This is a genomic window from Glutamicibacter sp. X7 (assembly GCF_054889245.1).
The window spans coordinates 2,085,121-2,104,254 of the sequence record NZ_CM142678.1 but is presented as its reverse complement, the minus strand read 5'-3'; the positions used below and the strand labels follow the sequence as shown (position 1 = coordinate 2,104,254).

The window sequence follows — 19,134 nt, the reverse complement described above, 5'->3', positions numbered from 1 at the left end:
CCCCACTCGCACGGGGCACCCATGGGCGCCACCACGGCCACCCGGTCTTCTCTACGGTGCCGTCCGTGGTCGCGCGCGGTACAACGCCCAATGTGACCTCTGGACCGTTTGGTTTCCCCGACGCGGTACGCGGTGTCCGGTTATCCGGCTGATTTCCTCTTGGGTCATAAACCACCTCAAGGCCTGGGGGATGGCAATCAAGCGGTGGGTGGCTCCCAGACGATAAAGGGGAGTTAATGCACCCCCGGTACGGAGACTTCTGGTACAAAAGTGGCCCGGTTACGGAGTTTTCCGTAACCGGGCCACGTGCGCGAAATGGGGATGGAGTTAGTTCTCGATACTCGTGGTCTTGGGCAGCAGCACGGCCTTATCCCAGACATTGGTGGCGGCAATTCCCAGCAGGCCGCTTCCGAGCATGTGCAGAATGACTAGGCCGATCGGCAAGCCAATGAAGTGCTGAACGTAACCGATAGCCGCCTGCACCAGAATGATCGCCACGAGCCAGTAGACGGCGCGGGTGAACTGCGCTCCAGCCTGTCGTTTGGCCGCGAGGACCAGCAGAATCACCGTAGCCAGTACCAGCAGGTAGACCGGTGCGGTGTGCATCCGGGTGACCAGCAGGGGATCAAACATGTGGCGCGGTGCCGTGGCATCGCCGGCGTGTGGGCCGGTTCCGGTCACGATGGTGCCGAAAATGATCGCCAGTATGGCCGCGAACCAGGCCACCCACGCGACTTGCTGGATCGTGCGGTCTTGGACCGGGGCACCGAGCTGTTTGTATTCGCGCGCGGTCCGGTTGACCAGTAGCATGGCCAGCATCACCAGAGTCATGGACAACAGGAAGTGAAGGGACACTACCCAGGGGTTCAGTCTGCTCCATACCGTAATGCCACCAATGACGCCCTGGAAGGGGATACCAAGTAGCAGCACCCAGCCCAGGACGAACAGGGTGCGGTGGGTCGCGCGCATCCGCCAAATCGAGACCAAGAAGGCAATGGCGATGGCCAGAAGCACGAAGGTCAGGAGGCGGTTGCCGAACTCGATGAGTCCATGGATGCCCATTTCCGGTACCGGGGTCATGGTACCGGGCATGCAGTTTGGCCACTGCGAGCAGCCGAGACCGGACTTGGTCAGACGCACCGCACCGCCACTGACGATGATGCCGACCTGGGAGACCAGCGAGGCAATGGCCAGACCGTAGACGGTTTTGGTGACCCGCGTGGGGAGCTTATCGGCCCAGCTTTGCCGGGCTAGCTCTGCAGACATGGTGAGTTTCCTTTTTGCGGTGTGGTGGTTAGTTCCATTTGAACAGGCGAGTTGCGGCAACAGCCGAGACCGCGGTCCAGATGATGAGGATGATCATGCCAGCGAGTGAGAATCCGCCGTCAATCAACGACTGCCGGAGGCTATCGCCCAAGGCCGCCGAGGGCAGCGCGTTGAGCGTGGGCTGGATCCACTCCGGGGCCATGGAGAGCGGGAACAGCACGCCACCGGCTCCGGCCAACAAGACCCAGGCCAAGTTGGTGATGGCCAAGGTGGCTTCCGGGCGAACGGTGCCAGCGATCAACAGGCCCAATGAGGTGAAGCAGCCGGCGCCGAGCAGTAGCTGGACGGCGGCCGGAACGATGCCCACGAGGTTCGGATGCCAGCCCAGGAGTACCCCGACGACGCTAATGAGCACCACTTGGATCACCAAGACGGCCAGCACCGCCAGGATTTTTCCGAAGATCAGCCCAGCGCGCCCCAGTGGGGTCGTGGAGAACATGCGCAGGACTCCGTATCGACGATCGAAGCCGGTCCCAATGCCCTGTCCGGTGAAGGCCGTGGAGATCACGCACAGCGCCAGAACGCCTGGTACGGCGGCATCCACCGCACGGTCGGCGACCCCGTCGAGCAGGTTCGTGACGGTCAGGGCGAACAGCGCGATCACCGGCAAAACCACGGCCAGCACGAGCTGTTCGCCGTTGCTCAACATCACCTTGGTCTCGTACTTGCCTTGAATGAGGATGCGCTTGACCGGCCCCACGGCATTCGACGTCAGGGTGCTTTGGCTCATGCCGTTTCCTCCTTGTGGGCAAACTCCATGAAGACGTCTTCCAAGCTACGGGCCTGAAGGCTTAGGTGGCTGGGCATGATGCCAGATTCGGTGAGCCACTGGCTCAGCCATAGCAGGTGCTCAGGAGTGCTGACACCGTTGAGACGGTATTCGCCCGCCGAGGTTTCCTGCAGGCTTAGACCTGCCGGTGCGGTGGGCAACACGAGTCCGGGTGTCGCGCCAAAGAGTACTGGCCGCGATTCGTGCTCACTGGTAGCCAAACTGGTCAGTTCGGCGACGGTTCCTGCGGCAACGGTGCGGCCCTTGTCGATGATGTAGACATAGTCGCTCAGCCGTTGCGCATCGTCCATCAAATGCGTGGTGAGGATAATTGTCTTGCCCGCGTCGCGCAGCTCGGCAATCAGATCAAAGACGACCTGTCGAGATTGCGGGTCCAAACCGGCGCTCGGCTCGTCGAGGAAGAGCACGTCCGGGTCGCCAGCCAGCGCGATGGCCAGGGCCACTCGTTGTTTTTGACCACCGGAGAGCCGACGGATCGTGCGGCTGCCAAAGGAATCGAGCTCTAGGCGTTCGATCAGTGCGTCAATGTCATAGGTGCGCTGATACAGCGAGGCCACGTGACGTAACAGTGGCACCGGACGCATTGAGGGCGGGAGCCCACCGTCCTGCAGCATCACACCGACGCGCGAACGCAGTGCGGGATGGTCTCCGAAAGGATCTTGGCCGAGAAGTTCGACGCTGCCGCCTTCGGGGCGCAGTAGGCCTTGCGCGCAGGCGAGCGTGGTGGATTTACCGGCACCATTCGAGCCGAGCAAGGTCGTGACCTGGCCGGGGTAGGCCTTGAGGGAGACGGATTCAAGCACGCGCAACATGCGGTTGTTCAGTGCCGGAACCGGCCCGAGGTCTTTGCATAACTCGGTGATAACGAGGCTGGGGACTACTGAAGACACCACAACATTCTACGGCATGTCGAAGATTTGAGGGTGAGCCGTCAATCACGTCGAATTCCCGCGTGATTTCGGTAAATGTGACCTTCGGCTTAGTAAGTCCTTCCTTACTAGACCGCAGAGTTAAAAATGCGCATGATTGTGTTGTGTATTCATCTAATTCAGACGCAGTTGGCACCGTGAACGGCGCCGGCGTGGGTGCGGTAGGGGATACAGAAGAGCGCACCCGCGACCGGGTGCTCTATGCGGTCCTTGAAGATGGCCCGGTCAGCGCCGCTGAGCTGGGCAACAAGCTTGGGTTCACTCCGGCAGCAGTTCGTCGTCACCTCGACGCACTGTCGAAGGCCGGCCTCGTGGAGGTCAAGCTCGTGGCCAACCAGAAGACCGGTGCGGGTCGACCCTCTCGCCGGTACGTGTTGTCGCACCGCGGGCAGACCAAGCTTGGCAACGACTATTTGGATATTGCCACTCAGGCACTCAAGGCACTGGGAGAGACCGCGGGAGAAGACGCGATTCGCGCCTTTGCCCGCCAGCGCTTCCAGGCGATGGAAAACCGATACGCCAAAAAGCTCGAGGGCGTTGAAGGGCTGGAGCGACGAGCCGAAGTGCTCGCCGACCTGCTCAGCGCCGACGGCTTTGTTGGTTACACCAGGAAGGTCGATTCGCAAGTTTCGAATTACCTGATGCGCAGCGTTCAGCTGTGCCAGGGGCACTGCCCCATACAAGACCTTGCACGCGAGTTTCCTGTTTTCTGCGATATGGAAACAGAAATGTTTGCCCGCTTGCTAGGCGTCGATGTGCGTAGGCTGTCGACGCTGGCCGGTGGAGGACATGTGTGCACGACTCACATTCCGGTGGGTCGCGACAAGGCGCCACAGCGCGCCGAGAAGAGAACTCGAATTCAGTTCACGAAGCAGGAGAGGCCGCGATGACGGATCAGATTGCACAGGAGTCTGCAGACCCGGGCGTGATTTCCGAGATCCTGGAGAAGAACCCTGAGCTCCACGGGATTGGCAATTACGAATACGGGTGGGCCGACAAGGACGTCGCGGGTGCAAATGCACGTCGTGGCGTGGACAAGGACGTGGTGGCAAACATCTCGAGCCTCAAGTCCGAGCCCGAATGGATGCTACAGCGCCGCCAGAAGGCGTTGAAGTACTTTGACCGCAAGCCGATGCCGACCTGGGGTGCAGACCTCTCCGGTATCGACTTCGACAACATCAAGTACTTCGTGCGTTCCACCGAAAAGCAGGCAACCTCTTGGGAAGACCTGCCCGAGGACATTAAGAACACCTACGACAAGCTGGGCATCCCGGAGGCTGAAAAGCAGCGTCTGGTTTCCGGCGTCGCCGCACAGTACGAGTCCGAGGTCGTCTACCACCAGCTGCGTGAAGACCTCGAAGCTCAGGGCGTCATCTTCCTCGACACCGATACCGGTTTGAAGGAACACCCGGAGATCTTCGAAGAGTACTTCGGCTCGGTTATCCCGGCCGGTGACAACAAGTTCGCCGCGCTGAACACCGCCGTATGGTCCGGCGGCTCCTTCGTGTATGTCCCGAAGGGCGTTCACGTTGAGATCCCGCTGCAGGCCTACTTCCGTATTAACACCGAGAACATGGGCCAGTTCGAGCGCACCCTGATCATCGCCGATGAGGACTCCTACGTCCACTACATCGAGGGTTGCACCGCGCCGATCTACCAGTCCGACTCGCTGCACTCGGCCGTCGTGGAAATCGTCGTGAAGAAGGGCGCTCGCGTCCGCTACACGACCATCCAGAACTGGTCGAACAACGTGTACAACCTGGTCACCAAGCGCGCCATCTGTGAAGAGGGCGCCACCATGGAATGGGTCGATGGCAACATCGGTTCCAAGGTCACCATGAAGTACCCGGCCGTTTACCTGGTTGGCGAGCACGCCAAGGGCGAGACCCTGTCCATCGCCTTTGCCGGCGAGGGCCAGCACCAGGACACCGGTTCGAAGATGGTCCACATCGCACCGAACACCTCCAGCGCGATTGTCGCCAAGTCGGTGGCTCGTAACGGTGGCCGTTCGGCCTACCGCGGTCTGGTCCAGGTGCGCGAGGGCGCCAAGGGCACCAAGAACTCGGTTGTATGTGACGCGTTGCTGGTCGACCAGATCTCGCGTTCGGACACCTACCCATACATCGACGTCCGCGAGGATGACGTGACCATGGGCCACGAGGCAACCGTTTCGCGTGTTTCCGAAGAGCAGCTGTTCTACCTGATGAGCCGCGGCCTGGCCGAGGACGAGGCAATGGCGATGATCGTGCGTGGCTTCGTTGAGCCGATCGCACGTGAGCTGCCGATGGAGTACGCACTGGAACTGAACCGCCTCATTGAACTTCAGATGGAAGGATCGGTCGGCTAAGAATGTCGGAGACCACTACTCACCTCCCGGAAGAGAAGGCGCGTATCGGCGCCCCGTCCATCCCGGGTTTCACCGAAGAAGGCGAAAACCTCTCGCCGCTGAACGACAACGCCAGCTCCCTGTTGGGTGGTGACTCCACCAAGGGTCACAGCCACGGTGGTGGCGTCGGCGTTGTGGACTCCTCGCGTGCCGGTCGTCTGACCAGCTACAACGTTGAGGACTTCGCCCCGCTGACCGGTCGCGAAGAAGACTGGCGCTTCACTCCGCTCAAGCGCATGGGTGCACTGCACACCGCCGAGCTGACCGGCGCAGCACCGAAGGTGGAGCTGCTCGGCTCCGAGGTCGCGCAGCTGTCCACCGTGGCAGCCGACGACAAGCTACGTGGTGTCGCGCTCAAGCCGGAGGATCGCGTCTCGGCCAACGCCTGGAAGTACGCGGCGGACGCCAGCGTGCTGACCCTGCCCAAGGGCCAGGATGCGGGCCACGTGCGCCTGCGCATCACCGGTGAGTCCAAGGACGCCGCCGCTCAGCACATCGTCGTTGTGGCCGAGGAGAACTCCGAAGCCCTGCTGATTCTGGACCACGTCGGCTCCGCCGTGCTGGCTCAGAACGTCGAGTTCGACGTGCGTGAAGGCGCCAAGCTGACCGTCGTGTCCCTGCAGGCTTGGGAAGACGATGCGGTACACGCATCCTCCCAGCAGGCCTCCGTGGCCAAGGACGCTGCCTTCAAGCACATCGCCGTCACCTTCGGTGGCGACCTGGTGCGCCTGGCCCCGTCGGCTCGCTTCACCGGCGAGCGTGCAGAAATCGAACTGTACGGCCTGTACTTCGCAGATGCCGGACAGCACCTGGAGCACCGCCTGTTCGTCGACCACGCAGTGCCAAACTGCAAGTCGAACGTGCTGTACAAGGGTGCGCTGCAGGGCAAGGACGCGCACACCGTATGGGTGGGCGACGTGCTGATCCGCGCCGCCGCCGTGGGCACCGACTCCTACGAGGCCAACCGTAACCTGGTTCTCACCGATGGTGCCCGCGCCGACTCGGTGCCGAACCTGGAGATCGAGACCGGCCTGATTGATGGAGCCGGACACGCCTCGACCACCGGACGCTTCGACGACGAGCACCTGTTCTACCTGATGGCCCGCGGTATCGATGAGAAGACCGCACGCCGCTTGGTAGTGCGTGGATTCCTCAATGAGATCGTGCAGCAGATCGGCGACGACGAGCTGCAAGAGCGCCTGACCGAGACCATCGAAGAAGAATTGGCCGCGACGAACAACTAGTTCGCGCCGATTTGCATAGTTTTTAGAAGAGAAACGGAAACGACGTATGTCTACTCTGGAAATCAAGGACCTGCACGTCTCGATCGAAACCGAGCAGGGCGAGAAGGAAATCCTCAAGGGCGTTTCGCTGGTGATCAACACCAACGAAACCCACGCCATCATGGGCCCGAACGGCTCGGGTAAGTCCACCTTGGCTTCGACCATTGCTGGCCACCCGCGCTACACCGTCACCTCGGGTTCGATCACCCTCGACGGCGAAGATGTGCTGGAAATGAGCGTGGACGAGCGCGCCAAGGCTGGCCTGTTCCTGGCCATGCAGTACCCGGTCGAGGTCCCCGGCGTGACCATGACCAACTTCCTGCGCACCGCCAAGACCGCGATCGACGGCGAAGCACCGAAGCTGCGTACCTGGACCAAGGACGTCAAGGACGCCATGAGCAAGCTGAAGATCGATGCCGACTTCGCTCAGCGTAATGTCAACGAAGGCTTCTCCGGTGGTGAGAAGAAGCGCGTGGAGATCCTGCAGCTTGAACTGTTCAAGCCGAAGTTCGCCGTGCTGGACGAGACCGACTCGGGTCTCGACGTTGACGCGCTGAAGGTCGTCTCGGAGGGCGTGAACCGCGCCCAGGCCGAGAACGAGATGGGCACCTTGCTGATCACCCACTACACCCGCATTCTGCGCTACATCAAGCCGGACCACGTGCACGTGTTCGTTGACGGCCGCGTAGCCGAGCAGGGCGGCCCGGAACTGGCCGACCGCTTGGAAGAAGAGGGTTACGACCGTTACGTGAACGCCAACGCCTAGTAAAGTAGCGATCATGAGCGAATCGACCGATCAGGGCAAGGGTGCCGTCACGACTCCGCTGGAGGACGTGGAAGAGGCACTAAAGGATGTGATCGACCCTGAGCTGGGCGTGAACATCGTGGACCTAGGTCTGCTGTACGGATTGAAGTACAGCGAGGACGGGGTTCTGCTACTCGACATGACCCTAACGACCGCGGCCTGCCCGCTCACCGATATTATCGAGGAGCAGGTAGCCAAGTCGCTGGAGAACATTGTCGATGAGCACCGACTGAACTGGGTGTGGATGCCGCCGTGGGGTCCGGAGCGGATCACCGACGACGGACGCGATCAGATGCGAGCCCTCGGGTTCAACATCTAGGAAGCACCGGCTCAAGGGGCTGACGAGAGACGAAATCGTTTCTCGTCAGCCCCTTGAGCATTAACAGTGAACGACATCCGCTGCAACCGCATGCGGAGATATCGCGCATCTCGTGTAAGTTAATAGCATTAGGTTTACCTCATGCGATAGGGAGTTGCGGCCCATGACCGAGATTCAGACTCAGACCCTCACCACCCCGGTGGATGAAGTCGAAGAAGCCCTCAAAGACGTGATCGACCCCGAACTAGGGGTCAATATTGTGGATCTAGGGCTGATTTACGGTCTGAAATACGGTGACGACTCGATTCTGCAGATCGATATGACACTGACCACGGCCGCCTGCCCGCTCACTGAGATTATCGAAGAGCAGGTGGCTTCGGTGCTTCGCGACCTCGTCCGTACCTACCACGTCAATTGGGTGTGGATGCCGCCATGGGGTCCGGAGCGGATCACCGACGACGGGCGTGATCAGATGCGAGCGCTAGGGTTTAACCTCTAGATTCACGCACCCGCAGGCCTAACGCCGTGCCGGTTCCACCGGCGCCGGCCATAAGCGCCACCGCCATGTCACCCTCGTTGGCCTGAGCGGCTTGGGCCCACAGCCGCGTGGCGAGAATAGCGCCGCTCGCGCCGTAGGGGTGGCCTAATGCCAGCGCCCCGCCGTCGCGGTTGGCCGCTAGCGGATCCAGCCCGAGCTCGGAGAAACAGGCAAGGACCTGCGCGGCAAAAGCCTCGTTGAATTCGAGTAAGCGCGGGCTCCAGTCCTGCGTTACGCCGAGGAGAGAGCGCAGCTTCTGCATCGCCGGTACCGCCGCCATGCCCAAGAGTTCTGGGTCGCAGGCGCCATGTCCGGCGGCGACGTACTCCAAAGCACGCGTCAAGTTCAGGCTGTGTGCCAGTTCCTCGTGCAAGATCAGCACTCCGGCGGCCCCATCATTGATCGGGCAGGCGTTGCCGGCGGTCACCGTGCCGTCGGGTACAAATGCCGGACGCAGTGCCGCGAGCTTCTGCAGCGTCAACTGCGGCCGCGGGCAACTGTCCCGTTCAACCATGCCGCCGACACCCGCAACGGGAACGAGCTCGTTATCGAAGCGTCCGGAAGCGGCGCTACCGACCGCACGCTGGTGGCTACGCAAGGCGAACTCGTCCTGAGCCTCACGGGTAATTCCGTAGCGATGAGCGATATTTTCCGCAGCAACTCCCATATCCGGATCTGGCATCGGGCGAGGGGTGAAACGCGCCCGCGAATAAACCACTGGCTGTTCCATCGGCGTTGCCGGTTTGGTCATTCGCCAGGGCGCGGTGCTTACCGATTCCACGCCGCCAGCAATCACGGCGCGGGCCTCACCGGTGGCTACCAGGCGACAACCCGCCGCGATAGCCTCGAGGGAACTGGCGCATTGCGCGTCCATTGACGTCGCGGGCACGGACGTGCCAAGGCGCGAGGCCAGGGCGCTAACCCGTGCAATATTTCCACCGGGTCCAGCCGCGTTGCCCCAGAAAACATGTTCGACCGGTACGGGGGCAGGCAACTGATCGAGCAGCGCATCAATCACCAGAGCGGAGAGTTGCTCGGCCCCAAGATGTGCATATTGTTTTCCGACGCGCACCACCGGGGTGCGCTTGGCGGCAACGATCAGCGCGGTCATTTTCTCAGCTCCACGGTTCTCTCCAGGTAGAAGGCGTCCGGCAGGGCCGCACGCTGGATCTTTCCACTACTGGTGCGTGGCCAGCGTGCTACAGCTGAGATCAGGTGCGGAATTTTGTATTTTGGTAGCCTCTGGCGCAGCTGTTCGAGGGCATCGAGTGGAACGTCCGGGAGGGAGTCGGCTTCAACGAAGGCAACGAGTCGTCGTTGTCCCGCCGCTTGCAGGTCAACGACTCGGCAGTCGGCGGTTCCAAGGATCATGCAGAGCTCGTGTTCAACTTCGGTCGGGTAGATGTTGTTCCCGTGCCACTGGATCATATCGCCGCCTCGTCCCTGCAGGTACAAGGACTGACCGTCAAGATAGCCATGATCACCGACTCCGATCCAGCCATCTGTTTCGAGCCACTGTCGAGCGCTCTGGCCTAGATAACCGGTGGCGGTTAGTGGACTCCGGACGAGCAAGGCGCCCGGGCCGTCAACGTTAGTGGGGGCGATGACGCGCGCCTGCACGCCTGGAAAGAGTCGGCCAGCGAATCCCGTGCGTTCCACGGCAGGCGCCGTGCTGGCCACGTCGTGGTGATGGTAGGCAATGAACCCGTGCTCGCTGGTTCCGTAGTACTCGGTCAGCTGTTTGAGATTCGGCAGGCTCGCTAGCCGACTGATCAGCGTGGCCCCAAGCGCCTCACCGCCGGAAACGATGGTTTCAATCGCTGCCATGAGGCGGGGGCCCTCGGTGTCGAGGAGCTTCTGGTAAGCGCTTGGCACCGCCACCATCCGGTTGCATGCGGCGCTGTTGAGCCACATACGGATGCAGTCCAGTTTCCATCCGCCACTGAGCCACACACTACCGCCAGCTGAAAGTGCTTCGACTGCGGCGTAGAGACTCAAACCGTGGGCCAACGGTCCTGGAATCAGGCTCCGCGCGGATTCGCTGGCACCGAGTAGGTCGAAACCCAGAGGTAGCGACAAAGCCCAACTGCTTCTAGAGCGTGCGATGGGTTTGGGCATCGACGTGCTGCCGGAAGTAAATATCACCATGAGCTCCGCGGCGTCATCCACCGAGGTGGGAGCCGGAAGCTCATCAGATTCCTCGGCCGGTGCCGGTGCCGTGCTGGCTCGGTGCACCGGTAAGGCCTCGGGGAACATGTTCCCCTCCGCATCCGTGAGCACCGCCACCACGGGTACCTCGCCGAGTACCTCGGTGATCCGGACCTGTGGCCAGGCCGGGTCGAGGATTACGGCACTGGCTCCGACGTGTTGTATCGCGTAGAAGCTCGTGAGCATCGCCAAGGGGTCATGGCAGAGCAATGCAATACGCGCAATGGTGTCTTGCTGCCTGTCGAGCACTGATGTGAGCGACTCCGACTGGGCCACGATCCGCGCGTAAAACTGCGCAAAGGTTAGTGGCGCCCGATGTGGCACGTTCACAGCCTGGCGATGTGGCGTATCGGTCGCCCGGCGATACAACTTGTGGATGGGGTCGAGCATAGCTGCTAACGCATCAAGCCCTTGTAGCTACGGTGTACCGTGAGCGCGACAAGGGTCGTGACGACGGCCTTGACGACATCGCCTGGCACGAAGGTCAGCGAACCGAGGGCGCTGGTGCCTAGGGGGAGTCCGGTAACCACTGAGGTCCACGGGATACCGAATGCGTAGATCAATACGATTCCGCCAAGCAAGGTCGAGGTCAGGCCGGCGACAAAGCGAGCGACGGTGCCTTCGAACTTGAGCACCCAGTACTTATAGAGCGCTCCGATAACGAGTGAGGCCAGTACCCACGAAAGGAAATAGCCTCCGGTGGGACCGAGCACTACAGGTAGCCCGCCGCGTCCGCCAGCTAGCAGCGGTAAACCGGCGATAACCAGTACCACCACAACAAGCGAAGCGAGCATGCCACGAAGCGGGCCCAATAGTGCTCCGGCAAGCATTACGCCCAGAGTCTGGAGGGTGATAGGAACGGGCAAGATCCCGATGGTGATGGGCGGAACGAGCCCCATTGCGGCGATCAATGCTGCGAAAACCGCAACATATACGGCGGTCTGCGTGGAAGAAGTGCGGGTGACAGATGAAGTCGTCATGGTTTTACTTTCGGTTACGGGGTGATGATTCTTGGCTGTCGTATCCTCGTGCATCGAGTGATTCGGCGACGTCGTCAGCCATACGTAGTGAACGAATTACCAGCGGCACACTGATGGCGAAGGGGTTGTTCGCCAACCCTCGGGCATACTGCGCTTCACGAACTTCGCGATATACCCGGTGAAGCTCGGGCACGAACCGCAAGGTCATGGAAAGGGTCAGCGCAATTTGTTCGGGGTTGGCCCCGAGGTACCTGAGCGGACTGCTTACCGTTTGGAAAACCGTCAGCATCTCGTCGAAGGTTGTCGAGAGGGTGACGGCGTACGCGATCAAGCACATGGACACCAACCGCATAACGGAAATGGCCGCCAGCTGCCAACCGCTTTGCCAGGCAAGGGTTGCGAAAACAACACTCAGAATGAGTGCCAGCGTGATCAATGGAAGGCGTATCAGTTTCCACCGAGGCCGGGCCATAACGAGCAGTCCCAGTGAGATAAATACCGCGGCTCCGAGGACAGGCAAGCTCGCGATGAGGTAGAGCGCAATACTGATGATCAATAAAGCAGCGAACTTGAATCCGGCCGGTAGTGCGGTGAGCAGGGATTCGCGAGGTGCGCTGATCATACGTGGCTCCACTGGCGATAATGATCGACGGCCGGTTGTGGAGCCCCGTCAAAAGCGATACGCCCGTCGGTGACCACCAAGACACGGTCGAAATCCGCGAGTAGTTCCAAATCGTGTGTGACCACGATCGTTTGCTGGTCGAGTTTTGCGATTTCCTGGCGGAACGCATTTCGATTCCGCAAGTCCAGCATCGTCGTAGGTTCATCGAAAACGATAGTTTTCGGGTTCATTGCCAGCACCGCGGCCAGCGCGATCATTTGCTGCTCACCACCGGAAAGGGTGTGGCTTTCACGCTCGGCTAGGTGGCCTAGCCCAAGCCTGTCGAGGGTGAGTAACGCCAGTGGCTTGCGCTGGGCGCGTGGTATTTGCAGGTTCTTCAGGCCGAAGCAAATATCGTCGAGCACGATGGGCATGATGATCTGATTCGCTGGGTTCTGGAAGACGAAACCCACATCGCGCCTGATTTGTTTGGCTTCCCGCGCGGTATCGCGGTCATCGATCAGCACGCGCCCGGAAGTGGGCAATACGAGGCCGTTGAGGAGTCGCGAGAGAGTGCTTTTGCCGGCTCCGTTGCTTCCAATGATGCCGATCCGTTGTTCATCCAAGGTCAGGTTGATGTCCTCGAGGATGACTCGCTCGTCACGCTGGACTCGCACATTCTCTATGCGGATCTGGGGTAGCTGCATGGCGTCTTTCGCTTCCTAACGCGCCAGGTGCTGCAGATTGGAACATTGATGCTCGGTGTAGCGCGTTATAGAACAGCATACTTGATCACCGTTCAATGCTGTTGATCGGTGTTCAAGTCACCGTCACAGAACGAAAAACTTTTCCGCCAATAGTGCGACGCCCAAAGCAATCATGATCAGCCCGGAGACCAAGGTAACGATGCGCGCGGCGGCCGGACGAGAGCCGAGTAAAAGTCGCGCGGCGTAAGCAATTGTGAAGTATACGCCGATGGAAATCCCGAAATGAACGAGACCCAGAACGCCGGTCTGAATCTCAAGTGACCAGGGTGCCTGCGGGGAGATGAACTGAGGGATTAGCGCCAGATAGAGGAGTAAGGCCTTGGGATTGGTGGCACTGGTGAGTAGCCCCTTGGTGAACTGGTGCCGAGCTTGCACCTTGCCGCTTACCGTGCGGCGTGCTTCGACCGCGGTTGCAACGGCGCCTCCGGTGCTGGATTCGGCAACTGTCTCTGGCAGGTCGCCGGCCATTCCTGCTGCAGGTTCGGTGGCCAAGAATCGCGCAGAACGCCAGGAGCGCGCCGTGGAGATGCCGAGCCACAGAAGGTATCCAGCTCCAAGCAGCGTTAGCCATGACAATACCTGAGGGTTACTGGCCACTATGGCGGCCAGCCCACAGACGATCAAAGCGGTGTGGATCAGATATCCGGAAAGCAACCCCCAAACGGCGGGCGCGAACGACGTATTTTTGAGTGCGCTGGAGATGATGTAGGCCCAATCGGCGCCCGGCGTGCAGGCTAGCGTCAATGAAATCAGCATGAAGGCGGTCAAATTGGCAATCTCCACGTCGCGAGGCCTTTCTTGGTTGAGGTTCTGAGCTCAACGCTAGTGCGAAAGGCGCGAAATGTGCTGTCGAAAATCGGCGCATATTCCGAGATATGTGCAATAAAAACCGTAAAATCTTGGTTTACGCGAGAATTTTTTGCAAGCTAGAGTGAACACATGGATGATCTTGATAGTGCAATCTTGGCGAGGCTCCAGCGTGATGGACGGGTAAGCGCCACGGCGTTGGCCGGTGACGTAGGTTTGTCGGTAGCTGCCTGCCATCGGCGCATGCGAGAACTTGAACGCAGCGGAGTCATTAGTGGCTACCAAGCGGTGGTCGACCCGCAAGCAATCGGTCTGGGCTTTGAGGCCCTGGTGTTCGTTACGCTGCGCGATCGAGCCCAGCTGCGCGAATTCGAAGCGGCGGTGGAAGCAAACGAACGTATCGTCGAAGCGCTGCGGCTTTTTGGGGAACCGGATTTCCTGCTACGTGTTTATGCCAACGACCTAGCGCATTATCAGCAGCTCTATGACGAGGTCTTGGTGTCGCTACCTGCGGTGGAGAAACTCAACAGCACCATTGTCATGCGCAACATCAAGGGGCGCATTACTTTGCCGGTTTAGGTTTTCGAACTATCTGTGGTTTCGCGCCGCTAGGGGCGTGAGGAGCACAGACAGGCACATGACTGCCGCTGCTAGCCACAGGGCTTGGGGCAGGCCCGTGTAATCGGAGACGAAACCGATAAGTGGTGGCCCGCTCAGCATTGCACCGTAGCCGAACATGCTGACCGAAGTAACGATCTTCGGACCATGGGTTGGTGCCTTTGCAGTGGCGATCGACATCCCGACAGGAAACCCTAGGGAACTGCCAAGTCCCCAGAGGGTGGCACCGGCGGCAATAGTAATCACGGATTCACCGCGGACAAAGAGCACGATGCCGAGTAGTCCGATGGCACCCATAATGAGCAAGGTTCTCTTTGCGCCAAGGCGGTCCACGACGTGTCCACCGGCAAATCGGCCAATCGTCATCGCGGCCGTAAAGGCTGCGAAAACTAGGGCACCTTTGGAATGGGTAAAGCCGTGTCCTTCGACGGAAGCAACGGCCAACCAGTCATTAGCGGCCCCTTCGGCAAAGCTGAGGCCGGCCACCATCAAGCCCAGAATGAGAATTGTTGTTCCAATCTGAGATTTTGTGTTGGTTTGACCGGTGCTGGTGGGTGTTGCTGGACGCAAGGATGCTGACGGAGCCTGACGAGGAAATCCACTCGATGCGTAGAGCGCGATGACGGTCAGAACGATGGCGACGATGGTGAAATGCCAGATCGACCAGATTCTAAAGTGCATGGTGAGGCCAGCGCTTGCTGCGCCGATGACTGATCCCAGACTGAAGAAGCCATGGAACGAAGGCATGAGGCTTCGACCGGCCTGACGTTCGACCTGGCCACCGCAAATGTTCATCACGATGTCCAGCATGCCGAAGAGCACCCCATTAAGGCCGATGATCAGGAACGCCCAAGGAGCAGACCTCGAGTCGATCAGGCTGATGCCCAGCATGACCAGCAATGACGCTAGCCCGAGAGGGAGCAGTAAGAGTAAAGGTCGTGGACCAAAGCGGCCTAAAAGTCGCGGCGTGAAGGAAATTCCGACCATAGTTCCAACCGTCATGCAGGCCAAAAAGGCACCTAAATCAGTGCCAGAAAAATCAAAGACCGAATGGATGATTGAAAGACGACCCGCCCATGAGGCGAACGCTATTCCCGCGCTCATAAAAATAAGGCTTACGCTGAGGCGCTCCATCGACCACGTATGTCGATTCATGCGCGCAGCGATCGTCACTCGGTCACGCCCCTTTCGCTTAAGTATAGATCGTTTAGTATATCCCATAACGAGCCGATAAGAGGCGCATAACCTGTGGTCTACGTGAGAATTGGCCCCTAGGATGCTTGGGTGATGCGCGCCCCTAACGCCGGCGTGAAGCGCCTGCGGGCGGGTTTGCGGCACAAGAAATGCCACCCCATCGCTGGCGGATTCTTTAAAGTTTTAATGCATTTAATTATGATTCTCATTAAGCATATCTTACTCACTGGTAACTTTATTTTTCATTCTCCCTTTACTTGGGAGGTTTAATGGTTGGGCGTGATGAATATTGAGCGAGCGAGAATGTGTGCTTATTCACACTTGATCGATAGGGTGACGCTCCTAAATGAGCAAGAAATAAACTTATTTCTGTTAGTAAGCGAAGAAGTTGTACGAGGCTTGGGCAACTGGTCACTTAGGAGGAGGCGCGGGCCGGGCTCACTCGACAGTCTCGCGTGGTCTTACGCTCGTTTCGGCAATTGGGCTACCCGGCTCCAGTGGCCACGTCGATATGGTGGGAATCCTCGATAGGTCGGGTCTGCGAGTAGTGGAGCGTCCGAGGCTCGTCCGGGGTGCCGTGAAGTTAGCTCTAGCTCGCACAAATCAGCGCGATCGCTAAGAGAGGTGCCCCTGTGCGCTAGTAGCGGTGCGCTGGTTAATCGGAGGTCCGTGGGGAAACGACAAGGGTTGCGGGCAACGTTTCGGCGACGCCCGAAGTTCCCTGATCATTCCGCCTGGCGATACCCCTACTTGCTAGGCCTCGGTTCGAATGTCGCACGTAGGTGTGCAGATGCGTCAGTTGTCTTGTCGCTAGCGTGATCAGATGCGGGTGCGCCGAGGTCTTCTTGGCAGGATTTAAAGTGGGCTCATTTTGTGGCGACCGGCAGCGCGACGACACGTTACTTCCACCTTGTCTAAGTCGCGTCGCGGCCCACCCTGTCGGCTCACCTCTCTATGCAAAATGCCGCTCAACATCATAAACGTTCATGTCAAGCGGCATTCACCTGTGCCCCCGGCGGGATTCGAACCCACGACCTAGAGATTAGAAGGCTCTTGCTCTATCCAGCTGAGCTACGGAGGCGCCACGAAATAGTTTAGCCCAATGAGCCAGTCCGAGCGATTCTGCGGCAGTGCCTCTAGTCGGCGTGGCGAAACAGCCGGTGGGCAACGTGCGCTTGTTCTCCACAGATCGTCGGAGTGACGGGCCCGGCGGAGTAAGGCAAGTTCACGCTAGGTCATTAACTGAGCACACGCTTGGTGAGAAATAGGACCGACAAAGGAGGATCACGATGACCGATCTGGTGACGATTCGCGCCGTGGTGGGCACCGAACCACAACTGAGCATCACCCCGCAGGGTGTCTCGGTGCTTAAATTCCGCGCGGCAAGCCACGAGCGCAAACGGGATGTAAGTACCGGGCAATGGAGCGATGGGCCGACGAACTGGTACTCGGTGAGTGTTTTTCGCGCGCTAGCGGAGAATGCGATGGAAAGTATCGAGCAGGGGGACCATCTGGTCATTTTTGGGAAGTTGGGGATCCGGCAATTTGATCGCGCCGACGGAACGCGAGGAACGAGTGCCGACATCGAAGCCTATGCGCTAGGGCATGACTTGAAGTTCGGCACCAGTGTTTTTACTAAGGTCCGGGCTGTCGAGGCCGAGCAGACATCGCATGCCCAAGTTCCGGAAGAGGTGCACATGGGGGAGAAGGGCGAGCAGGTGGCCCACTGGCCGGATTCGGATGCGGCCTGATTGGCGATTCGGTGCGTGTCCACCGGCTGGATGTGCCGGTGGACACGTAGCACGTCGCGTAGCGCCGATAAATTCGTTCGGAGGGGGCCAAACCGACTAGCCTTAGAGCATGGCGGAATTCATTTATACGATGACCAAGGCCCGTAAGGCCGTTGGTGACAAAGTCATTCTTGACGATGTCAGCATGTCGTTCTTCCCGGGCGCAAAAATCGGTGTTGTGGGCCCGAACGGTGCTGGTAAGTCTACGATCCTGAAGATCATGGCGGGGCTCGATACCCCGTCCAACGGTGAAGCTCGGCTGTCACCGGGCTACTCGGTCGGCATCCTGTTGCAGGAGCCGCCGCTGAACGAAGAGAAGACCGTCCTGGGCAACGTCCAGGAAGGCGTCGGTGAGATCTACCAGAAGATCCAGCGATTCAACCAAATTTCCGAGGAAATGGCGCAGGACGGCGCCGACTTCGATGCGCTGCTGGAAGAGATGGGCAAGCTGCAGGAGGCCATTGACGCCGCCGACGCTTGGGACATTGACAGCCAGCTTGAGCAGGCCATGGATGCACTGCGTTGCCCGCCGGGTGACGAGCCGGTGACCCACCTCTCCGGTGGTGAACGCCGCCGTGTGGCGCTGTGTAAGTTGTTGCTGCAGAAGCCTGACCTGCTGCTGCTCGATGAGCCGACTAACCACCTCGACGCCGAGTCCGTCCTTTGGCTGGAACAGCACCTGGCCAGCTACCCGGGCGCCGTATTGGCCGTGACCCACGACCGTTACTTCTTGGATCACGTTGCCGAATGGATCTGTGAAGTTGACCGTGGTCGGCTGCACCCCTACGAGGGCAACTACTCCACCTATCTGGAGAAGAAGCGCGAGCGTCTGGCCGTGCAGGGCAAGAAGGACGCCAAGCTCGCTAAGCGATTGGCCGAGGAACTTGACTGGGTTCGCTCGAACTCCAAGGGACGTCAGACCAAGTCGAAGGCTCGTCTGGCTCGTTACGAGGAAATGGCTGCGGAGGCCGAGCGTACGCGCAAGCTCGATTTCGAAGAGATCCAGATTCCGCCTGGACCTCGTTTGGGTCAGGTGGTGATCGAAGCCGAGAAGCTGAAGAAGGGCTTCGGCGATCGTGTGCTCATCGACGGGCTGTCCTTCTCCTTGCCGCGTAACGGCATCGTTGGTGTCATTGGTCCGAACGGTGTGGGTAAGTCCACGCTTTTCAAGACGATTGTTGGGCTCGAAGAGCTCGATGGTGGTTCCTTGAAGGTTGGCGACACCGTCAAGATCTCCTACGTAGATCAGAACCGCGAAAACATCGACCCGAACAAGTCGCTGTGGGAGGTTGTCTCCGACGGACTGGACTACATCAACGTTGGCCAGGTCGAAATGCCGTCGCGCGCCTACGTATCGGCCTTCGGTTTCAAGGGACCGGATCAGCAGAAGAAGGCTGGTGTGCTCTCCGGTGGTGAGCGCAACCGTCTGAACCTCGCGCTCACCCTCAAGCAGGGCGGTAACCTGTTGCTGCTCGATGAGCCGACAAACGACCTCGATGTGGAAACCCTGTCGAGCTTGGAAAATGCGTTGCTCGAATTCCCCGGCTGTGCCGTGGTCGTCTCGCACGACCGTTGGTTCCTAGACCGCGTGGCCACTCACATTCTGGCCTACGAGGGCACCGAGGAGAACCCGTCGAACTGGTACTGGTTCGAGGGTAACTTCGAGTCCTACGAGCAGAACAAGATCGAGCGTTTGGGCCCGGAGGCGGCGAAGCCGCACCGCGTCACCCACCGCCGGTTGACCCGCGACTAGTCTTTTACTGTCACTGGTTCTAGCCCGTCGCATCCGTTGT

At 59.7% G+C, this 19,134-nt stretch carries 20 protein-coding genes and 1 tRNA gene; 10 read left to right on the top strand and 11 right to left on the bottom strand.

Annotated elements, in window-relative coordinates; translation table 11 throughout:
- Positions 1–327: 327 nt before the first annotated feature.
- From ACYU0X_RS10140 to ACYU0X_RS10130, 3 genes are read right to left on the bottom strand one after another with little or no spacing between them, the layout of a single operon-like run.
- Complete coding sequence (locus tag ACYU0X_RS10140; protein WP_461900542.1) at positions 328–1,266, bottom strand: COX15/CtaA family protein; 939 nt, start codon at positions 1,264–1,266, stop codon at positions 328–330.
- 28 nt (positions 1,267–1,294) lie between these two features.
- Entirely contained in the window at positions 1,295–2,056 is a 762-nt protein-coding gene (locus ACYU0X_RS10135; protein ID WP_418906821.1) for an ABC transporter permease, read from the bottom strand.
- Positions 2,053–3,006, bottom strand: a complete 954-nt coding sequence (locus ACYU0X_RS10130) for an ABC transporter ATP-binding protein (RefSeq protein WP_461900540.1) — start codon at positions 3,004–3,006, stop codon at positions 2,053–2,055. Before ACYU0X_RS10130 ends, ACYU0X_RS10135 begins: the two co-directional genes overlap by 4 nt.
- Before the next feature lie 143 nt (positions 3,007–3,149).
- Between ACYU0X_RS10130 and ACYU0X_RS10125 the strand changes: the two genes are divergently transcribed.
- From ACYU0X_RS10125 to ACYU0X_RS10100, 6 genes are all read left to right on the top strand, one after another.
- Positions 3,150–3,935, top strand: coding sequence for a helix-turn-helix transcriptional regulator (locus ACYU0X_RS10125; RefSeq protein WP_418906819.1), 786 nt, complete (start codon positions 3,150–3,152; stop codon positions 3,933–3,935).
- Positions 3,932–5,392 carry a Fe-S cluster assembly protein SufB gene (gene sufB / locus ACYU0X_RS10120; protein WP_461900537.1) on the top strand — a complete coding sequence of 487 codons (1,461 nt, stop codon included), beginning with the start codon at positions 3,932–3,934 and terminating at the stop codon, positions 5,390–5,392. Before ACYU0X_RS10125 ends, sufB begins: the two co-directional genes overlap by 4 nt.
- A 2-nt stretch (positions 5,393–5,394) precedes the next feature.
- Entirely contained in the window at positions 5,395–6,675 is a 1,281-nt protein-coding gene (gene sufD, locus ACYU0X_RS10115; protein WP_418906817.1) for a Fe-S cluster assembly protein SufD, read from the top strand.
- Between the two features lie 46 nt (positions 6,676–6,721).
- A complete protein-coding gene (gene sufC / locus ACYU0X_RS10110) occupies positions 6,722–7,480 on the top strand; it encodes a Fe-S cluster assembly ATPase SufC (RefSeq protein ID WP_461900536.1) in 759 nt (252 codons plus the stop codon).
- Between the two features lie 13 nt (positions 7,481–7,493).
- Positions 7,494–7,838 carry a metal-sulfur cluster assembly factor gene (locus ACYU0X_RS10105; RefSeq protein ID WP_309406802.1) on the top strand — a complete coding sequence of 115 codons (345 nt, stop codon included), beginning with the start codon at positions 7,494–7,496 and terminating at the stop codon, positions 7,836–7,838.
- Between the two features lie 163 nt (positions 7,839–8,001).
- A complete protein-coding gene (locus tag ACYU0X_RS10100; RefSeq protein ID WP_309406803.1) occupies positions 8,002–8,337 on the top strand; it encodes a metal-sulfur cluster assembly factor in 336 nt (111 codons plus the stop codon).
- Here the strand turns inward: ACYU0X_RS10100 and ACYU0X_RS10095 are convergent.
- From ACYU0X_RS10095 to ACYU0X_RS10070, 6 genes are all read right to left on the bottom strand, one after another.
- The gene (locus ACYU0X_RS10095; RefSeq protein WP_461900533.1) at positions 8,327–9,487 is read right to left on the bottom strand and encodes a thiolase family protein; all 1,161 of its coding nucleotides are present in this window, start codon (positions 9,485–9,487) and stop codon (positions 8,327–8,329) included. The two genes, ACYU0X_RS10100 and ACYU0X_RS10095, sit on opposite strands and share 11 nt — an antisense overlap.
- Positions 9,484–10,908 carry an AMP-binding protein gene (locus ACYU0X_RS10090; protein WP_461900531.1) on the bottom strand — a complete coding sequence of 475 codons (1,425 nt, stop codon included), beginning with the start codon at positions 10,906–10,908 and terminating at the stop codon, positions 9,484–9,486. The genes ACYU0X_RS10095 and ACYU0X_RS10090 overlap by 4 nt, the downstream gene beginning before the upstream one ends.
- A 71-nt stretch (positions 10,909–10,979) precedes the next feature.
- The gene (locus ACYU0X_RS10085) at positions 10,980–11,564 is read right to left on the bottom strand and encodes a biotin transporter BioY (RefSeq protein WP_309406808.1); all 585 of its coding nucleotides are present in this window, start codon (positions 11,562–11,564) and stop codon (positions 10,980–10,982) included.
- 4 nt (positions 11,565–11,568) lie between these two features.
- A complete protein-coding gene (locus ACYU0X_RS10080; protein ID WP_418906813.1) occupies positions 11,569–12,186 on the bottom strand; it encodes an energy-coupling factor transporter transmembrane component T family protein in 618 nt (205 codons plus the stop codon).
- Positions 12,183–12,872 (bottom strand): energy-coupling factor ABC transporter ATP-binding protein, encoded by a 690-nt coding sequence (locus tag ACYU0X_RS10075; protein ID WP_461900529.1) that lies wholly within the window; start codon positions 12,870–12,872, stop codon positions 12,183–12,185. The genes ACYU0X_RS10080 and ACYU0X_RS10075 overlap by 4 nt, the downstream gene beginning before the upstream one ends.
- Positions 12,873–12,995: 123 nt before the next feature.
- The gene (locus ACYU0X_RS10070) at positions 12,996–13,715 is read right to left on the bottom strand and encodes a LysE family translocator (protein ID WP_309406813.1); all 720 of its coding nucleotides are present in this window, start codon (positions 13,713–13,715) and stop codon (positions 12,996–12,998) included.
- A gap of 156 nt (positions 13,716–13,871) precedes the next feature.
- Here ACYU0X_RS10070 and ACYU0X_RS10065 point away from each other — a divergent pair, with 156 nt between their 5' ends.
- Complete coding sequence (locus ACYU0X_RS10065) at positions 13,872–14,318, top strand: Lrp/AsnC family transcriptional regulator (RefSeq protein WP_418906810.1); 447 nt, start codon at positions 13,872–13,874, stop codon at positions 14,316–14,318.
- A gap of 9 nt (positions 14,319–14,327) precedes the next feature.
- Here the strand turns inward: ACYU0X_RS10065 and ACYU0X_RS10060 are convergent, their stop codons facing one another.
- Positions 14,328–15,512 carry an MFS transporter gene (locus tag ACYU0X_RS10060; RefSeq protein ID WP_461900527.1) on the bottom strand — a complete coding sequence of 395 codons (1,185 nt, stop codon included), beginning with the start codon at positions 15,510–15,512 and terminating at the stop codon, positions 14,328–14,330.
- 129 nt (positions 15,513–15,641) lie between these two features.
- Here ACYU0X_RS10060 and ACYU0X_RS10055 point away from each other — a divergent pair, with 129 nt between their 5' ends.
- Positions 15,642–15,821, top strand: a complete 180-nt coding sequence (locus ACYU0X_RS10055) for a hypothetical protein (protein WP_461900525.1) — start codon at positions 15,642–15,644, stop codon at positions 15,819–15,821.
- Between the two features lie 737 nt (positions 15,822–16,558).
- Here ACYU0X_RS10055 and ACYU0X_RS10050 read toward each other — a convergent pair.
- Positions 16,559–16,632: transfer RNA gene (locus ACYU0X_RS10050), tRNA-Arg, on the bottom strand.
- Positions 16,633–16,840: 208 nt separating this feature from the next.
- Between ACYU0X_RS10050 and ACYU0X_RS10045 the strand changes: the two genes are divergently transcribed.
- Entirely contained in the window at positions 16,841–17,302 is a 462-nt protein-coding gene (locus ACYU0X_RS10045; protein WP_461900523.1) for a single-stranded DNA-binding protein, read from the top strand.
- Positions 17,303–17,411: 109 nt separating this feature from the next.
- Positions 17,412–19,094: an energy-dependent translational throttle protein EttA gene (ettA, locus tag ACYU0X_RS10040; RefSeq protein ID WP_309406819.1), complete on the top strand. Its 1,683-nt coding sequence runs from the start codon at positions 17,412–17,414 to the stop codon at positions 19,092–19,094.
- The last annotated feature ends 40 nt before the right edge of the window (positions 19,095–19,134 follow it).

Bases quoted from the DNA above. Each gene is read 5' to 3' on its own strand.
- ACYU0X_RS10100 (WP_309406803.1), top strand. From the start codon at position 8,002: ATGACCGAGATTCAGACTCAGACCCTCACCACCCCGGTGGATGAAGTC.
- sufB (WP_461900537.1), top strand. From the start codon at position 3,932: ATGACGGATCAGATTGCACAGGAGTCTGCAGACCCGGGCGTGATTTCC.
- ACYU0X_RS10065 (WP_418906810.1), top strand. From the start codon at position 13,872: ATGGATGATCTTGATAGTGCAATCTTGGCGAGGCTCCAGCGTGATGGA.
- ACYU0X_RS10075 (WP_461900529.1), bottom strand. From the start codon at position 12,872: ATGCAGCTACCCCAGATCCGCATAGAGAATGTGCGAGTCCAGCGTGAC.
- sufD (WP_418906817.1), top strand. From the start codon at position 5,395: ATGTCGGAGACCACTACTCACCTCCCGGAAGAGAAGGCGCGTATCGGC.
- ACYU0X_RS10135 (WP_418906821.1), bottom strand. From the start codon at position 2,056: ATGAGCCAAAGCACCCTGACGTCGAATGCCGTGGGGCCGGTCAAGCGC.
- ACYU0X_RS10085 (WP_309406808.1), bottom strand. From the start codon at position 11,564: ATGACGACTTCATCTGTCACCCGCACTTCTTCCACGCAGACCGCCGTA.
- ACYU0X_RS10060 (WP_461900527.1), bottom strand. From the start codon at position 15,512: ATGAATCGACATACGTGGTCGATGGAGCGCCTCAGCGTAAGCCTTATT.
- sufC (WP_461900536.1), top strand. From the start codon at position 6,722: ATGTCTACTCTGGAAATCAAGGACCTGCACGTCTCGATCGAAACCGAG.
- ettA (WP_309406819.1), top strand. From the start codon at position 17,412: ATGGCGGAATTCATTTATACGATGACCAAGGCCCGTAAGGCCGTTGGT.
- ACYU0X_RS10095 (WP_461900533.1), bottom strand. From the start codon at position 9,487: ATGACCGCGCTGATCGTTGCCGCCAAGCGCACCCCGGTGGTGCGCGTC.
- ACYU0X_RS10080 (WP_418906813.1), bottom strand. From the start codon at position 12,186: ATGATCAGCGCACCTCGCGAATCCCTGCTCACCGCACTACCGGCCGGA.
- ACYU0X_RS10140 (WP_461900542.1), bottom strand. From the start codon at position 1,266: ATGTCTGCAGAGCTAGCCCGGCAAAGCTGGGCCGATAAGCTCCCCACG.
- ACYU0X_RS10045 (WP_461900523.1), top strand. From the start codon at position 16,841: ATGACCGATCTGGTGACGATTCGCGCCGTGGTGGGCACCGAACCACAA.
- ACYU0X_RS10105 (WP_309406802.1), top strand. From the start codon at position 7,494: ATGAGCGAATCGACCGATCAGGGCAAGGGTGCCGTCACGACTCCGCTG.